We start from the raw sequence: 16,882 nt of genomic DNA, 5'->3' as shown, positions 1-16,882 counted from the left end.
CGGGCGGCCGGAGGGCCTCTCCGCCTGGGTGACACGGGTCCCGGAGGGCACTTCCCGCACAGCCGACGGCCCCGGCGGGTGGGGGCCCGCCGGGGCCGTCAGCTCGGTTCCCGTTCCGTGGACGGGGGTGGATCAGTCCGGGCGCCCGCGGCCGCCCGGTGACCGACGCGCCCTGCGCCCCTCGCGTCGGCGGTTGAGGTGGGCCGCGTGCACCAGGTAGCGCTGGAACAGCGCCTCCGCCACCGGGTTGTGGCCGCGCACGCGGATCAGCCAGTGCGGCATGGTCCGCTCGTGCAGCCACAGGAAGCCGATGGTGAAGCCGAAGCTCAGCATGGCCTGCAACGCGAGGAACGACATCAGCGGTTCGCGCAGGGCGGGGCCGTCACCGATCACCCACGCCACCATGTGGGCGTCGAACAGTTGGGCCGCGGGGAACCCGACCAGCCAGTACAGGGCCAGCGGGGCCACCGCCCCGATGGGGAAGACCCCGCGTGCCAGCAGCACGCTGTACACGGCGCCGAGCACGGCGAGGAGGAGGCCCAGCGCCAGCCCGGCGGTGCCGGTCATGGCCAGCGGCAGCCCCGCCACCATCCCCACACCCATGGCGAACAGGCCGGCGACCAGGCCGATGGCCGCCCCCGGAAGCGCGACCTCCAGGTGGTTGGGCGGGGTGCCCCCGGTACGGAGGGCGGACGAGACGGGCATCAGTCGACCACCACCCCGAAGGCGAACAGCGAGTAGAAGAGCGCGCCGAGGTAGAACACGGCGGCCAGGGCGATGATCGCGTTGGAGACGATCCCGGGACGGATCGGTTTGGGCAGCGCGATGTTGTTCACCAGCAGCAGCACCACGCAGTACGCCCCCATCGCGAAAGCCGACAGGAAGGCCAGCACGTCCAGGATGGCCGCCGGCCCGTCCGCCGGGCCGAACAGCAGGATGACGGTGCCGAAGGCGATCAGCCCCCACAGGAACATCCCGTACAGCTTCGACATCCCGAGCCGTTTGGCACCCGGCACGAAGTTGTACGTCATGTCGGCCTGGCCGCGAGAGAAGGAGTCGAACAGACCCAGGGTCGCGTTGATGCCGATGAGCGCGATGAAGAGGAAGAAGACCGTGCCGAGCACGGGGCTCCCGGCCGCCGAGAAGGCACCGGCCATCGCGTCCAGCGACGCCTCCCGGTCGCCGTCCCGGATCAGCTGCGCCACCTGCGGGTCGAACCGGGCCGCGGACTGGGCCAGCACGGTGAAGGAGATCGTCACCAGCATGGTGATGCCCCAGAAGAGCACCAGGGCGTCGAAGGTCACCCAGCGGCGCCACCCCCTCCACTTCTCCATCTCCCTCGGGTCCGAGGTGTCGAACATGAAGCCGCGCGAGGGTATGGCCTCCTGCTCGCCCGCGTGCCGCAGGCCCCGGATCTGGGGGATGTGCGCGCCCATGCCCGCGCCCTTGTCACGCAGGTGCAGGGTGTACCACATCTGCTGCATCCCGGAGGGCCCGGCGAAGGCGATGGCGCCGACGACGATCGGGAACCAGGCCGCGGACATGGCCTCCTCGGGGAAGTACCCGAACGCGAACATCCCGCTGATGGTGGAGGTGAGGTCGGACAGGTTGCCGACCATCGCGGCGACCACGGACGTGCCGACCACCAGCAGGCCGATGCAGATGGAGAGCACGTTCTCCAGCAGGTCGTAGATGACCTTGGCGAGGGTGAACACCACGCCGACCAGGATCATCCCGGCCACCGCCGTGACCTGCCAGGGAACACCGGTCACCCGCTCGAACGCGGAGGCGCCCGCCGAGAGGTGCCCCGGCCAGATGTACACGAGGATCGCTGTGAGGAAGAAGAACCACATCAGCGGCTTGAACACGCGTGCCGCGCCGTAGAAGATGCTCTCCCCGGTGGCCATCGCGTAGCGCGACATCTCCAGCATGACCACGGCCTGGAGGGAGACGCCGATCAGGAACAGCCAGCGGATCTCGGGGCCGAAGACGAGGACCAGGCGCGGCCACATGTAGGACTCGCCCATGCCCACGCCGAGCGCGACGAGGAACACCGTGGGGCCGAGGATGTGGATGGAGGGGGGAGCCTTCGGCAGGCTCCGGATGGGCATCGGTTCCAGCTTGCCCGCCTTCCAGAACCGCTCCTCCTGCGGGGGTGCGGCCACGTCGTCCGGGGTGTCGGAGGACGCGCCGTCGGAGGCGGTGACCGGTTCGGTGGCGGGGCCGGTCTCTGAGGGGTGGGGCTGGCGCTGGGCCGGGACGTGGGGTCGTCGGGTCCCGGACGGCGCCGGGGGTTCTGAGGAGTCGGGGTCGGGGCGTGAGGAATCCAAGGCGGTACTCCGTATGTGCGCGAATGCGATTCGGTGGTTCGCATGTCGCCCCCGGGTGGTGCGGCACCTCCCTGCTTGTGGTGGACACGTGGCTGGGGGTCACCGTGTCTGGACGTGGCTGTCCCTTGCGGTGGCCAGTGGCCCGGCGGCCTTGCGGCGGCGGCTCCAGGACTGCCGGGCTGGTGTGGCTCGTGTGCTCAGTGTGTGGCGCGTGGCTGTTGTCGGTTCTGGGTCGTGACGGCCCGGCCGGGCACTCGGTCAGAGTAGTCCGGCCGCGCGGGCCCAGCGATACTTCGCGCCCAGAACCTTCACCGGCATCTCGGTCGTGTAGGGGTAGGCGACGATCCCGTGCTCGAACAGCTTCTGGCTGGCCGCCTCGACCTCGGTGTCACCCGAGAGGGAGGCCACCACCGGCTTGTCGATCCCGGCGGCGCGGGCCTTGCTCACCACGTCGATCACGACGTCGGCGAAGACCAGCGGCGGAGTGACGATGGTGTGCCAGTAGCCGAGGACGAGGGCGTGGACGCGGGGGTCCTCCAACCCGAGGCGGATGGTCTTCTCATAGGTGGAGGGCGGTTCGCCGCCGGTGATGTCCACCGGGTTGCCAGCCGCCCCGAACGGCGGGATGAAGGCGCGGAAGGCCTCGTCCAGGTCCGGGGGGATCTCGTACAGCGACATCCCGTTGTCCACCACCGCGTCCGACAGCAGCACGCCGGAACCGCCCGCGCCGGTGATGATCACGATGTTCTCGCCGCTGGGCGCGGGCATGACCGGCAGGGCGCGGCCGTACTCCAGGAGTTCGGTCAGGCCGGGGGCCCGGACCACGCCCGCCTGGCGGAGGATGTCGTCGTAGACCTTGTCGTCCCCGGCGAGCGCGCCGGTGTGCGACCCGGCGGCGCGGGCCCCGGCGGAGGTCCGGCCGGCCTTGAGCACCACCACGGGCTTCTTGGGGACCACCTCGCGGGCGGCGGCCACGAACGCGCGGCCGTCCTTGAGGTCCTCCAGGTGCATGGCGACGGCGTTGGTGTTCTCGTCCTGCCCGAAGAAGGTGAGCAGGTCGTCCTCGTCGATGTCGGCCTTGTTGCCCACCCCCACGATGGCGGACACGCCCGTGCGCGTGCTGCGGCTGTACCCCAGGATCGCCATGCCGATCCCCCCGGACTGCGAGGTCAGGGCGGTGCCTCCGGCCACGTCGTAGGGGGTGCAGAAGGTCGCGGACAGCTTTTCCGGCGTGTAGTAGTAGCCGTAGATGTTGGGGCCGAGGATGCGGACCCCGTGCCTGCGGGCGACGGCGAGGACCTCGTCCTGGAGCTCGTGCTCTCCGGTCTCGGCGAACCCGGACGGGATGAGGATGGCGCCCGCCACCCCCTTGCGTCCGGCCTCCTCCAGCGCCCCGGCCACGAACTTCGCCGGGATCGCGAAGACCGCCACGTCCACCTCACCGGGCACGTCCGTGATCGACTTGTACGAGGTGAGGCCGTTGACCTCGTCCGACTTCGGGTTGACCGGGTGGATCCCGCCCCGGAACCCGCCGTCCACGATGTTGCGGATCACCGAGTTGCCGATCTTGCCCGCCTCGTTGGAGGCGCCGATCACGGCGATGGAGCGCGGCTTGAAGATGCGCTCCATGGACGCCAGGATCTCCTCCCGCTCGAAGGTCCGGGGCCCCTCGGCGGGCTCGAAGTCCAGGACGAACCGCAGGTCGGCGGCGATGGCCCCGGAGGCCGAGGCGAACACGGGGTTGAGGTCCGCCTCGGCGATCTCCGGGAAGTCCGTGACCAGCTCGGACAGGCGCACGAGGAGGTCGGCCAGGGCGCCCCGGTCCACCGCCTCGGCGCCCCGGACCCCGTCCAGGACCTCGGCCGCCCGGATGTCGGCGACCTGGGCCAGCGCCTCCTCCCGCGTGACCGGGGCGAGGCGGAAGGAGACGTCCTTGAGGACCTCCACCAGGACGCCCCCCAGCCCGAACACCACGACCTTGCCGAACGTGGGATCGGTGGTGGCGCCGACCAGGACCTCCAAACCGCCCTGGACCATCTGCTGGACCTGCACACCGTCGACGCGGGCGTCGGGGTCGTGTGCGCGGGCGTTGGCGGTGACGCGCTCGTAGGCGGCGGCCACCTCCTCGGCGGTGTTCAGTCCGATCTCCACGCCGCCCGCGTCGGTCTTGTGCAGGATGTCGGGGGAGACGATCTTGGCGGCCACGGGCAGGCCGATCTCGGTGGCCAGGGCGGCGGCCTCCTCGGCGCTGCGGGCCAGTGCCTCGCCGGGGACGGGGATGCCGTAGGCCTCGGCGAGGAGGCGGCCCTCGGGGGCGGTGAGCGCGGTCCGGCCCTCGGCCCGGGCCCGGTCGAGGACCTCGCGGACCGGGGAGGGGTCGCGGTCGGAACGCTCGGGTGTGTAGACGGCCATGCGCTCAGATCACTCCGTTCGATGAGAGCTCCGCCAGTTCCTCGGAGGTCAGGCCCAGCTCGTCGCGGTAGATGTCGGGGTTGTGCTCACCGAGCAGGGGGGACCGGCTGACGTCCACCGAGGAGTCGGAGAGGCGGATGGGTGAGGCCACGGTGTGGTAACTGCCGCGTTCGGGGTGGTCGACCTCGGTGACCACGCCGTTCTCCCGCAGGGTGGGGTCCTCGATGATCTCCCGGGTGGACATGATCGGCCCGCAGGGGATGTTGTGCGCGTTGAGAGCGGAGAGCACGTCCCACTTGGGCAGTTCCCGGGACCACTCCTCGATCAGGGCGAAGGCCTTGTCGAGCTTGTCGAGCCGGGCCTCGGGTGTGGCCCACTCGGGGTCCTCGGCCAGTTCGGGACGGCCGATCAGCCGCGCGATGGGCGCCCAGCCCGCGGGCTGGATGATCACGTACACGTAGTCGTTGGGGCCACCGGGCGCGGTGCGCACGGCCCAGCCGGGCTGTCCGCCGCCGGAGGCGTTGCCGGAGCGCGGGACCTCGTCGGTGAAGTCGTCGTTGGGGTACTCCGAGAGCGGGCCGTGCGCGAGCCGCTGCTGGTCGCGCAGTTTGACCCGGCACAGGTTGAGCACCGCGTCCTGCATCGCGACCTGTACGCGCTGGCCCCGGCCGGTGTGCACCCGCTGGTACAGCGCGGCGAGGATACCGGCCACTGTATGCATTCCTGTGCCCGAGTCGCCGATCTGGGCGCCCGTGGCCAGCGGCGGGCCGTCCTCGAACCCGGTGGTGCTCATGGAGCCGCCCATGGCCTGGGCGATCACCTCGTAGGCCTTGAAGTCCGCGTACGCGCCCGGCCCGAAGCCCTTGATCGAGGCGTAGACCAGCCTCGGGTTGGCCTCCGCGAGCACCTCCCAGGTGAACCCCATCCGGTCCAGGGCTCCGGGCGCGAAGTTCTCCACCAGCACGTCGCTGCGGCGCACCAGGTCCAGGAAGATCCGCTTGCCCTCGGCGCTCTTGGTGTTGAGGGTGATGCTCCGCTTGTTGGAGTTGAGCATCGTGAAGTACAGGCTGTCCACGCCGGGCCGGTCCCGGAGCTGGCGCCGGGTGATGTCGCCCGAGGGCGCCTCCAGCTTGACGACGTCGGCGCCCATCCACGCGAGGATCTGCGTCGCGGACGGTCCCGACTGGACATGGGTCATGTCCAGGACGCGGACCCCGTCGAGTGCCTTGCCCATGACTCTCCTTCCGGGCTACTTGTACATCGTCTGGTTCATGGTCCCCGGGGCGTACACCTCGGGGTCGATCCAGACGTTGATCAGTGAGGGCTTGCCGGACTCGCGGGCCCGCAACAGGGCCGGGCCGATCTCGGCCGGGTCGTGGACCTCCTCGCCGTGTCCGCCGAGCATCTTCGCGAACTCGGAGTAGCGCACGTCGCCCAGGGTGTTGCCGAGCTCGCCCCGGTCCGCGCCGTACTTGGCGATCTGGCCGTAGCGGATCTGGTTCATCGAGGAGTTGTTGCCGACGATCCCGACGAAGGGCAGGTCGAAGCGGACCAGGGTCTCGAAGTCCCATCCGGTGAGGCTGAAGGCGCCGTCGCCGAAGAGCGCGACCACCTCCTTGTCCGGGCGGGCGTACTTGGCCGCCATCACGAACGGGATCCCGACGCCCAGCGTGCCGAGCGGCCCCGGGTCCAGCCAGTGGCCGGGCGACTTCGGCTGGACCACCTGGCCGGAGAAGGTGACGATGTCGCCGCCGTCGCCGACGTACACGGAGTCCTCGGTGAGGAACTGGTTGATCTCGTTGACCAGGCGGTAGGGGTGGATCGGGGTGGAGTCCGAGGTCAGGAGGTGCGCGCGCTTGTCGAGCGCGGCCTGCTCCTGGGTGCGCAGCTCCTCCAGCCAGCCCTTGCGGCCCTGCGCCCCGGTGTCGCCGTAGCCGGAGACGGCCTGGAGCGCCGAGGACAGGATGACGTCGGCGTCGCCCACGATGCCGAGGTCGATGTCGCGGTTCTTGCCGACGGTGGCGTAGTTCAGGTCGATCTGCACCACGGTCGCGTCGGGGGAGAGGCGCTTGCCGTAGCCCATCCGGAAGTCGAACGGCGTGCCGACGATGATGATGAGGTCGGAGTTGCTGAAGGCGTAGCGCCGGGAGAGCTGGAAGTGGTGCGGGTCCCCGGGCGGGAGGGTGCCGCGTCCCGCGCCGTTCATGTACGCGGGGATGTTGAGGGCGCGGACCAGTTCGACGGCGGAGTCGGTGGCCCGGGTGGTCCACACCTGGTTGCCGAGCAGGATGCTGGGCCGCTCCGAGCGCACGATCAGCTCGGCGAGGCGCTCGATGGCGGCAGGGTCGCCCGCCTGGCGGGTGGAGGCCCGGTAGTGCCCGGCGGCGGGGACGCGCGCCCGCTCCACGGGGACCTTGGCGTCCAGCACGTCGCGCGGGATCTCCAGGAAGGACGGGCCGGGGGCGCCGTTGTTGGCCTCGCGGAAGGCCATGGAGACCAGGTCGGCGACGCGCTCGGTGTGCGGGACGGTGGCCGCGAACTTGGAGATCGGGTTGATCATGTCCACGTGCGGCAGGTCCTGGAGGGAGCCCATCTTGTGCTGGCTGAGGGCGCCTTGGCCGCCGATGACCAGCATGGGGCTCTCGGCGCGGTAGGCGTTGGCGATGCCGGTGACCGCGTCCGTGGTGCCGGGGCCCGCCGTCACCACCGCGCAGCCGGGCTTGCCGGTGATGCGCGCGTAGCCGTCGGCGGCGTGGGCGGCGACCTGCTCGTGCCGGACGTCGATCACGTCGATGCCCTCGTCGGCGCAGCCGTCGTAGATGTCGATGATGTGGCCGCCGCAGAGCGTGAAGACGACGTCGACCCCCTCGGCCTTGAGGGCCTTGGCGACCAGGTGGCCGCCGGAGATCGTGCTGCTGTCGCTGTTCGTTTCGGTGGGTACCTTGCCTTCGGCCATCGGTGCGACGACCCCTTTCGTGCTGAGGTGCGGAGCGTACGGTTCAGTGAAGATCGGATACTGTATACCGTGTGCATCACATTGGAACACTCCGGCGCCGCGCTGTCCAGACCCCGTGGGACTCCGTTGTCCCGGCAGTGTGGGGGAGCGTCCGGATCGGCAGGGGGCGGCGCAGGCGCGCGGTCAGGACGGCGGCCACGGCCGTGAGCAGGCCGGAGGCGGCCAGAGCGACGGGTTGGGCGGTGGCCGGGACCAGACCGAGCAGGGCGATCGCGCCGCCCACGCCGAGCAGCCCGCCGACCGCCTTGGAGCCGTGGACCAGCCCCGCGAGGTCGGCCGAACGGGCGGGGTCGTCCGCGCGGGGGGCGCGGAACCGGCCCGCGCCGCCGCGTTGCCCCGCACCACTGTGCGTACCACTGTGTTGGCCGGTACCACGGTGCTGGCCCGTACGACTGTGTTGGCCTGCACCACGGTGCGCACCACTGTGCTGGCCTGCACCACGGTGCTGGCCCGTACCACTGTGTTGGCCCGTACCGAAGTGCCCCTCGGTGATCGCACGGGTCAGCGGATAGCAGGAACCGGTGCCCGCGCCCACCACCAGGACGCCGGCGATCAGGAGCGGCAACGGACCCTCCGGGGCGGTGGCGGCCAGGACCGACTGCCCGAGCGTGGTCGCCGCCAGCAGCGCGGCGAGGGTCCGACGCCGCCCGGCCCGCTCCGCCGCCCCGCTCGCGGCGAGCCGTCCGACCCCGCTGGCCAGGGCGAACGCGGTCACGGCCACCGCGATCTCCGAAGGGGTGCGGCCCGCGCCCGACAGTACGGGCGGGAGTGCCACGAGGGTGAACAGCCCGACCGTTCCGGACAGCGCGACGATCGCGTGCAGTGCGTGGAGCGAGTGCCCGCTCGCCCACGCCTGGCCCGCNGGCGGGCGGCCCCGCGCCCCGCCGCAGCGCGGCCGCTCGGGGGTCGCTCCCCGGGGGCCACCAGAACGCCGGGGCCCCGCGCTGGCCCGCGCCGCCCGCCACGCCCAGTATGAGGACCGCCGCCGCGAGCACGGTGGCCGCGGCGCCGGGGTCGCCGGGCGGCCCCAGGACGAGCGCGGGCAGCAGGGGTACCGCGCCCAGGGCGAAGGCCCCGCCCACGGCGCCCAGGCGCACGGTGCGCCGGTCCGGGAACCAGCCGCCCACCAGGTCCACGCAGGAGTGGTAGACCAGCCCCGCTCCCACGCCGCCGAACAGCCCGTACCCCACCACGGCGGCCAGCGGGTCCCCGAAGTGTCCGACCGTGTACACGGCCGCGGCGCACAACGCCGCCCCCACGCAGATCGCCGTGCCGGGGTCGAGGAGACCGCGCGTCCGGAGCAGGCGCGGCACGGGGGCGAGGGATCCCTGGACCAGGGCCCAGACCAGGAACGGCGTCAGGGCCTGTGCGGGGGACCACCCGTGCGTCGCCGTCAGCAGGGGGACCGCCGCGCCGTAGCCGAACTGGAGCACGCCCACAGCCCCGACGGCGATCAGCGCGCGGGCCAGCAGCACGGACCGGGGTGTTCCGGTGAGCCTGCTGGCTGAGGGGCCGACGGTGTAGCGCCTGCCCCGCCAGTCGTGGACGTGCGTGGGCGTCGACGCGGTGGCGGGTGGGGGCTCCGGCGCCGGTGGAGCGGGCCGGGGCGGTGGTTCGGGCAGATGGCGGGGGAACATGGCGACCTCCTTGTATGCAGTATGCAAAGTGGGGCGACGCTTGTGAAGGGTCATCTCGGCAACAATGCCTATTGAATACTGCATACAATGTGGAGTATCACTGGAGAGGGGGCGACGAGCGGACGGAGGAGGAGCGTTGGATCTCCACGAGTACGAGGCCAAACAGATCTTCGGTGAGTACGGGGTCGCGCTGGTTGAGGGCGAGATCGCCGACACCCCCGGACGGGTGGCGTCGGTGGCCGGTCGCCTCGGCCGGAGGGTCGTGGTCAAGGCCCAGGTCAAGACGGGCGGCCGAGGCAAGGCCGGCGGCGTGAGGGTGGCCGAGGGAGCCGACGAGGCCCGAGCGCGGGCCGAGGAGATCCTCGGCATGGATATCAAGGGCCACACGGTCCACCGTGTCCTCGTTGAGGAGGCGAGCGACATCGCCGAGGAGTACTACTTCTCCTTCCTGCTCGACCGCGCCAACCGCGGGTTCCTCTCCATCTGCTCGGCACGGGGCGGCATGGAGATCGAGGAGGTCGCCGCCGCCGAACCCGACGCGGTCGTGCGCACCCCGGTCGGCCCCGAGGGGGTGGGCCGGGAGGAGGCGCTGGGCATCTGCGCGGCCGCCGGACTGCCCGAGGCGGTCCGCGACAGGGCCGCGACGGTCATCGCCGCCCTGTGGGACGTGATGGTGGGCGAGGACGCCACCCTCGTCGAGGTCAACCCCCTGGTCCGCACCGCGGACGGGCGGATCGTCGCCCTCGACGGCAAGGTCACGCTGGACGACAACGCGGCCCACCGCCACCCGGAGCGGACCCCCTTCACCCACGGCGCCGGGACCGACGAACGCGAACTCCGCGCGCGTGAGCGGGGCCTCAACTACGTGCGGCTCGACGGCGAGGTCGGCGTCATCGGCAACGGAGCGGGACTGGTGATGTCCACCCTGGACGTGGTCGCCCAAGCCGGAGCGGACCACGGCGGCGTCCGCCCCGCCAACTTCCTCGACATCGGCGGCGGCGCCTCCGCCGAGGTGATGGCCAACGGCCTCGACGTGATCCTGGGCGACCCGGCCGTGCGGAGCGTGTTCGTCAACGTCTTCGGCGGGATCACGGCCTGCGACGCTGTCGCCAACGGCGTCGTGCAGGCCCTCGAACTCCTGGAGAGCCAGGGCGAGGACGTCAGCAAGCCGCTGGTGGTGCGCCTGGACGGCAACAACGCCGAGCAGGGCCGCCAGATCCTCACCGCCCGCGCCCACCCGGCCGTGCGCCAGGTGGACACGATGGACGGCGCCGCCGAACTCGCCGCCGTACTCGCCGCACGCTGACCGGCCCACCCCCTTCGACAGGAGAAACCCATGGCCATCTTTCTCAACAGGGACAGCCGGGTGCTCGTCCAGGGCATGACCGGCGCCGAGGGCACCAAGCACACCCGGCGCATGCTCGCGTCCGGTACCAACGTCGTCGGCGGCGTGAACCCGCGCAAGGCCGGTCAGAGCGTCGACTTCGACGGCACCGAGGTGCCCGTCCTCGGCTCCGTGGCCGAGGGCGTGAAGGCGACCGGCGCCGACGTCACCGTGGTGTTCGTCCCGCCCCGGTTCACCAAGGACGCGGTGGAGGAGGCGATCGAGGCCGAGATCGGCCTGGCCGTCGTCATCACCGAGGGCGTCCCGGTCCACGACACCACGGCCTTCTGGCACCTGGCCACCGCGCGCGGAAACCGCACCAGGATCATCGGCCCCAACTGCCCCGGCCTCATCAGCCCGGGCCAGTCCAACGCCGGGATCATCCCGGCCGACATCACCCGGCCCGGCCGGATCGGCCTCGTCTCCAAGTCCGGCACGCTCACCTACCAGCTCATGTACGAGCTGCGGGACCTCGGCTTCTCCACGGCGGTGGGGATCGGCGGCGACCCGGTCATCGGCACCACGCACATCGACGCCCTGGCCGCCTTCGAGGAGGACCCGGACACCGACGTGATCGTGATGATCGGTGAGATCGGCGGTGACGCCGAGGAGCGCGCGGCCGCCTACGTCCGGGACCACGTCAGCAAGCCCGTGGTCGGCTACGTGGCGGGCTTCACCGCCCCGGAGGGCAGGACCATGGGCCACGCGGGGGCGATCGTCTCCGGTTCCTCCGGAACGGCCGCCGCCAAGAAGGCGGCCCTGGAGGCGGCCGGGGTTCGGGTCGGCCGGACCCCGAGCGAGACCGCCCGCCTCACCCGGGAGCTCCTGGGCTGAGGCCGAGCGGTCGGATCGACCGGGACACCGCGACGGGGCGACGGCACGGATGCCGCCGCCCCGGGTGTGCCGGTATCGGACCTGGTTGGTGCGGGGGGCTGGAACGCGCCAACCAGGTCCGCGTCTACCGTTCCGGAGGGCGCGCAGCCCCTGGGGCCGCCGAGGACGCGGTGAGCGCCCTCTCCAGGAGAACGCGATGCCTTCCGGTGTAGACGTTCATGGAGCTGCCGCGCAGGAAGCCGACGAGCGTCATGCCCGCCTCCGTGGCCAGGTCGACAGCAAGGGACGAGGGCGCCGAGACGGCGGCCATCATGGGGATGCCCGCCATCCACGCCTTCTGGACCAGCTCGAAGGAGGCGCGGCCCGACACCATGAGCACGGTCCCGCTCAGCGGGAGGCGGTCGGAGCGCAGGGCCCAGCCGATCAGCTTGTCCACCGCGTTGTGCCGCCCCACATCCTCGCGCACGGCCAGCAGCTCACCGTCGGCGGTGAACAGCCCGGCGGCGTGCAGGCCGCCGGTGCGGTCGAACACCCGCTGGGCCTCACGCAGCCGGTCCGGGAGGACGGTGAGGGTGGGCACGTCGATCCGCAGGCCGTCGTCGGACACCGGCCACCGCGCCTTGGTGCGCACGGCGTCCAGGCTGGCCTTGCCGCACAGCCCGCACGAGGACGACGTGTAGAAGTTGCGCTCCAGCGAGGTGTCGGGGAGTGCCACCCCGGGAGCCAGGGACACGTCCAGCACGTTGTACGTGTTGGACCCGTCCTCGGTGGCCCCCGCGCAGTACCGGATGGCGGTGACCTCGGGCCCCTCGGAGACCACCCCCTCGCTCACCAGGAACCCGGCGGCGAGGTCGAAGTCGCTCCCCGGGGTCCGCATGGTGATGCTCAACGGGGCGCCGTCCAGCCTGATCTCCAGCGGCTCCTCCACCACGAGAGTGTCGATGCGTTCGCTCTCGACTCCCTCTCTGATCCGGAGGACCTTCTCACGGGCGGTCACCCGTCCCATTCCCCACCACCGCCTTCCGGTGCACGAGTGCGTTTACTGGTCTACTCTTCCCGACATTCGGTGTCGAGGGGACGAAACGTCAAATCGGCGTATGGAGGACAGACCGCCCCGAGAGGCCCAGGCCACCGTCCGGTGCCTCAGCCGTCGCCGCGCCGCTGCACGTGTTGGAAGCCGAACCTGCCCTTGATACACAGGTTGCCGTGCGTCACCGGGTTGTCGTGCGGCGAGGTCACCTTGACGATCTCGTTCTCCTGGACGTGCAGGGTGACGTTGCACCCCACACCGCAGTAGGTGCAGATCGTCGTCGTCTCGGTCTGGCTCTCCTCGTCCCAGGTGCCCGCCGCGCGCATGTCGAACTCGGTGGCGAACGACAGCGCCCCGGTCGGGCAGACCTCGATGCAGTTCCCGCAGTACACGCAGGCCGAATCGGGGAGCTCCACGTCGTGTTCGGTGGAGATGCGGGCGTCGAACCCCCGCCCGGCCACCCCGATCGCGAACGTGTTCTGCCACTGGTCGCCGCAGGCGTCCACGCACTTGTAGCACATGATGCACTTCGAGTAGTCGCGCACGTAGAGGTCGTTGTCCACCTTGGCGGGCTGCTCGACCGTGGCGGCCGCCCCGCCGTCGCCGGGCTCGTGCTCGCCCGCGCGCCGGGCGTCACGGACCCCGAGCGCGGCCGGTTCGGCGCGGGGCCCGAACCGCTCCGGCTCCGCCTCGTAGCGCTCCATCCACTCGGAGACCTTCGGGGTGGTGGACAGGTCCACCGAGGAGCCCAGCAGTTCGAGGACCAGTTTACGGCTGTGCCGCACCCTTTCGGAGTCGGTGGCCACGCTCATGCCCTCCTCCAGCTTGCGTGAGCAGGCCGGGGCCAGGGTGCGGGCGCCCTCCACCTCGACGACGCACACACGGCAGGCGTTGCGGGGGGTGAGTGTGTCGCCGTGGCAGAGGGTGGGGACCTCGGTCCCGGCCGAGGAGCAGGCCTCCAGGACGGTGGTGCCCTCCGGCACCCGGACGGTCTCGCCGTCGATGGTCGCGTCGATCAGGCGTCGGGGGGTGGGCAGGAGTACGGGGACGGTCATCGGGCCTCCTCGGTCGCAGCCCGGTCGCCCGGGGCTGGAGTGTGCGCGGGGTCGGGGTCGCGCGGATGGTCGGGGTCGGCGGCGCCGGAGCCGTCGGGGCCGGTCCCGGAATAGAGGCCGAGCCGGTCGATCGCGGACTCCACCGCGTTCCAGGCGGTCTGGCCCAGGCCGCAGATGGACGCGTCCCGCATGGCCCGTCCGACCTCCCGCAGAAGGGGCAGTTCCCGGGCGGGTGAGGCACCGGAGCGCAGCCGCAGCAGCGACTCCTCCTGGCGTACCGTCCCCACCCGGCAGGGCACGCACTGACCGCAGGACTCGTCCCGGAAGAAGGCCGCCACCCGGGCGAGGGTCGCACCGAGGTCGGCGGTGTCGTCCAGGACCAGTACCACGCCGGACCCCAGCGAGGTCCCGGCCGCCCGCGCTCCCTCGAAGGTCAGCGGGATGTCCAGCTCGTCGCCGCGGACGAAGGTTCCGGCCGCCCCGCCCAGGAGCACGGCCCGGATGGAACGCCCCTCGGGCATCCCGCCCGCGGCCTCGACGAGGTCGCCCAGGGTGGCGCCGAAGGGCAGTTCGTACAGTCCGGGGCGGCGCACCCCGCCGGACACGCAGAACAGTTTGGGTCCGGTGGAGCCCTTCGTGCCCACGGCGGCGTAGGCGGGCCCGCCCATGAGGAGCACGGGGAGCACGTTGACCAGGGTCTCCACGTTGTTCACTGCGGTCGGTTTGCCGAACAGCCCCTTCTCCACGGGGAAGGGCGGTTTGGTGCGGGGCTCGCCGCGCTGGCCCTCGATGGACCCGAAGATGGCGGTCTCCTCGCCGCAGATGTAGGCGCCAGCACCGCGCCGGATCTCGATGTCGAACGAGAAGCCGGATCCGAGGACGTCGGGGCCGAGCAGGCCGCGCTCCCGGGCCAGGGACAGCGCGTTCTCCAGGTGGCGCAGCGCGCGCGGGTACTCCCCCCGGATGTAGAGGTAGCCGGTGCGGGCGCCGATCGCGTACCCGGCCACGGTCATGGCCTCGACCACGGAGAAGGGGTCGCCCTCCATGAGGACCCGGTCCTTGAAGGTGCCGGGCTCGCTCTCGTCGGCGTTGCACACCAGGTAGTGCGGGGTGTCCGGCTGCTGAGCGGTGGCGTTCCACTTGCGCCCGGTGGGGAAGGCGGCGCCGCCCCGGCCCACCAGACCGGAGTCGGTGACCTCGCGGATCACCCCGGCGGGGCCGAGGCGCAGGGCCTCGCGGAGCGCGGAGTATCCGCCCGCCGCGCGGTAGTCGTCGAGGCTGAGGGGGTCGACGCGGCCGATCCTGCTCAGCAGGACGTGGCCGGGGGAGCCGGCGTCGGGGACGGCGGCCGCCGGGTCGGGTTCGGGGGCGCCGCCGAGGAGGGGGTCGGACGCGTAGGTGGTGGTGCCGGGACGGTGGCTGTCGGGGGAGCGCCCGTTGTCGACGTTGACGGCGCCGGCCGGGGTCGGCGGGGCGGCGTTCGCTGAGCCGTCGGCGGTGCCGTCGGTGCCGTCGGTGCCGGTGGTGTCGTCCGGGGCGTGCGCGCCATCGTGCGCCGGGCCGTCCTCGGCGCTGGCCGCCGATTCCGTCTCCGGGGGCGGGGCGTCGGCGAGGTCGTCGAGGGAGTCGGGGGTCGCGGGGGCCGCGACCGCGTACCGTGCGGGGCTCCCGGCCTCAAGGGCGAGCGCGGCGGGGGCGCGCTCGCACAGGCCCAGGCAGGGGCTCTCGTGCCAGGTGGTTCCGGGGGCCTCGGGGCCGTCGGGGTGACCGCCGGGCGGGCCCAGACGGGCGTTCAGGCGGTCGCGGAGCCCGCCGGAACCGGAGGCCGCGCAGGCGATGTCGGTGCACAGGTGCACGACCCGGCGGGGGCGCTCGTGCAGCGCGAACATGGCATAGAAGGAGGCCACGGCGTAGGCCTCGGCCGGGGGGACGGTGAGCCTGCGGCAGATGTGGTTGAGCGCGCCGCGGCTGATCCAGCCCACGCGGTCGTTGACGGCGTGCAGCGCGGGCAGCAGCAGGTCGCGCCGGTCGCGTGCGGCGTGTCCGCCCCGTGCGTAGCGCAGGTCGGAGTCCTGGCGGGTCCCGCCCTCCCAGCCGGATTCGGGTGCTCCCAGGAGTGTGTCGACGGCGTCGCGTTCGGCGTCGGTGGCCACCTCGTCCAGAAGTCGCAGGTCCACGCCCGGATCACCTCAATCATGTGTAAGACAGATCACAGGATTCTGTATACAAGAGACAGTAAGATGGGTGTTGCGGATTGACAACCCTCGTTCCCCAAGTGAGTTGGGGGACGGGGGTCGCCCTCCGGGCACACCGGGCGGACCGTCCCACCGGGGCTGGTGGGACGGCCCGCGCCGTGCTCGGCCCGCCTCCACGTGCTCGGGCCGGGTGACTCAGCCCGAGACCCGTTCGGGGGCCTCCCGTCCCTGGTTCCGGGGGCGCGGGCCCACCCGTTCGATGCGTACCGCCGCCGCCTTGTACTCGGCGGTCCCGGCGATCGGGTCGGTGGCATCGATGGTGAGCAGCTGCGTGTCCACCTGGTGCGGGAAGTGGAAGGTCATGAACACCAGTCCGGGCCGCATGGACTCGGTGACCGACGCCGGTACCAGCACCGAACCGCGCCGCGAGGTCACCCGGACCGTCTCACCGTCCTCCACCCCCAGCTTGGCCGCGTCCTCCGGGGACAGGTCCAGCAGTTCTCCACGGCGCATCGGCGAGGAGAAGCCGGAGGTCTGCACGCCGGTGTTGTAGTCGTCCAGGCGGCGGCCGGTGGTGAGCCGGAACGGGAAGTCCTCGTCCAGCAGGTCCACCGGTGGCGAGTGCCCGACGATCCCGAACGGTGCGGGCTCACCCCTTTCGAGCGGGTCCTTCGACCACAGCCGGGAGTGCAGGTAGCTGGGCTCCAGGGTGTCCTCGGAGTAGCAGGGCCACTGGATGCCGTCGTGCTCGGCCAGGCGCGCGTAGCTCATGCCCCGGTGCATGGGGGACAGCGAGCGCACCTCGTCCCAGATCTCCTCCGCCGAGGGGCGTTCCCAGTCGTACCCCAGACGGGTCGCGAGCGCGCACATGATCTCGATGTCGTCCCTGGCGCCCTCCGGAGGGTCCAGGGCCTTGCGGACCAGCTGCACCCGCCGCTCGCTGTTGGTGAAGGTGCCGTCGGACTCGCACCAGGCGGCGCTGGCCGGAA

12 protein-coding genes are annotated in these 16,882 nt (G+C 71.8%); 2 read left to right on the top strand and 10 right to left on the bottom strand.

Translation table 11 applies throughout. The features are described 5' to 3' along the window. Nucleotides 1-132 precede the first annotated feature (132 nt). The 6 genes from D452_RS0109770 to D452_RS31330 form a co-directional block, all read right to left on the bottom strand. Nucleotides 133-705: a hypothetical protein gene (locus D452_RS0109770; protein ID WP_017543966.1), complete on the bottom strand. Its 573-nt coding sequence runs from the start codon at nt 703-705 to the stop codon at nt 133-135. Then, the gene (locus tag D452_RS0109765) at nt 705-2,330 is read right to left on the bottom strand and encodes an Nramp family divalent metal transporter (RefSeq protein ID WP_017543965.1); all 1,626 of its coding nucleotides are present in this window, start codon (nt 2,328-2,330) and stop codon (nt 705-707) included. The genes D452_RS0109770 and D452_RS0109765 overlap by 1 nt, the downstream gene beginning before the upstream one ends. Before the next feature lie 258 nt (nt 2,331-2,588). Next, nucleotides 2,589-4,742, bottom strand: a complete 2,154-nt coding sequence (locus D452_RS0109760; RefSeq protein ID WP_017543964.1) for an acetate--CoA ligase family protein — start codon at nt 4,740-4,742, stop codon at nt 2,589-2,591. 4 nt (nt 4,743-4,746) lie between these two features. Beyond that, nucleotides 4,747-5,976, bottom strand: a complete 1,230-nt coding sequence (frc, locus tag D452_RS0109755) for a formyl-CoA transferase (protein WP_017543963.1) — start codon at nt 5,974-5,976, stop codon at nt 4,747-4,749. Nucleotides 5,977-5,991: 15 nt separating this feature from the next. Continuing rightward, a complete protein-coding gene (locus D452_RS0109750; RefSeq protein ID WP_017543962.1) occupies nt 5,992-7,698 on the bottom strand; it encodes a thiamine pyrophosphate-binding protein in 1,707 nt (568 codons plus the stop codon). Nucleotides 7,699-7,774: 76 nt separating this feature from the next. After that, nucleotides 7,775-8,533, bottom strand: a complete 759-nt coding sequence (locus tag D452_RS31330; protein ID WP_239646359.1) for an MFS transporter — start codon at nt 8,531-8,533, stop codon at nt 7,775-7,777. 1,052 nt (nt 8,534-9,585) lie between these two features. On the opposite strand from D452_RS31330, the gene sucC reads away from it, so the two are divergent. Next, nucleotides 9,586-10,701 carry an ADP-forming succinate--CoA ligase subunit beta gene (gene sucC / locus D452_RS0109740; RefSeq protein WP_394297085.1) on the top strand — a complete coding sequence of 372 codons (1,116 nt, stop codon included), beginning with the start codon at nt 9,586-9,588 and terminating at the stop codon, nt 10,699-10,701. 30 nt (nt 10,702-10,731) lie between these two features. Next, a complete protein-coding gene (gene sucD, locus D452_RS0109735) occupies nt 10,732-11,613 on the top strand; it encodes a succinate--CoA ligase subunit alpha (RefSeq protein WP_017543960.1) in 882 nt (293 codons plus the stop codon). A 124-nt stretch (nt 11,614-11,737) separates the two neighbouring features. Here the strand turns inward: sucD and fdhD are convergent, their stop codons facing one another. The 4 genes from fdhD to D452_RS0109715 all read right to left on the bottom strand — a co-directional run. Beyond that, nucleotides 11,738-12,619, bottom strand: a complete 882-nt coding sequence (gene fdhD, locus D452_RS0109730) for a formate dehydrogenase accessory sulfurtransferase FdhD (RefSeq protein ID WP_017543959.1) — start codon at nt 12,617-12,619, stop codon at nt 11,738-11,740. Between the two features lie 137 nt (nt 12,620-12,756). Further along, nucleotides 12,757-13,698, bottom strand: a complete 942-nt coding sequence (locus D452_RS0109725) for a 2Fe-2S iron-sulfur cluster-binding protein (protein ID WP_017543958.1) — start codon at nt 13,696-13,698, stop codon at nt 12,757-12,759. After that, entirely contained in the window at nt 13,695-15,875 is a 2,181-nt protein-coding gene (locus tag D452_RS0109720; protein ID WP_017543957.1) for an NAD(P)H-dependent oxidoreductase subunit E, read from the bottom strand. Before D452_RS0109720 ends, D452_RS0109725 begins: the two co-directional genes overlap by 4 nt. 213 nt (nt 15,876-16,088) lie before the next feature. Further along, nucleotides 16,089-16,882 (bottom strand): molybdopterin oxidoreductase family protein (locus D452_RS0109715; RefSeq protein ID WP_017543956.1); only part of this gene is annotated, 794 nt, incomplete at its 5' end.

It is taken from the genome of Nocardiopsis prasina DSM 43845, assembly GCF_000341265.1.
In the GTDB taxonomy this organism is placed as follows: Bacteria; Actinomycetota; Actinomycetes; order Streptosporangiales; family Streptosporangiaceae; genus Nocardiopsis; species Nocardiopsis prasina.
Note: the sequence above shows the minus strand (reverse complement) of the source record. Positions and strands in the feature narration are given on the sequence as shown.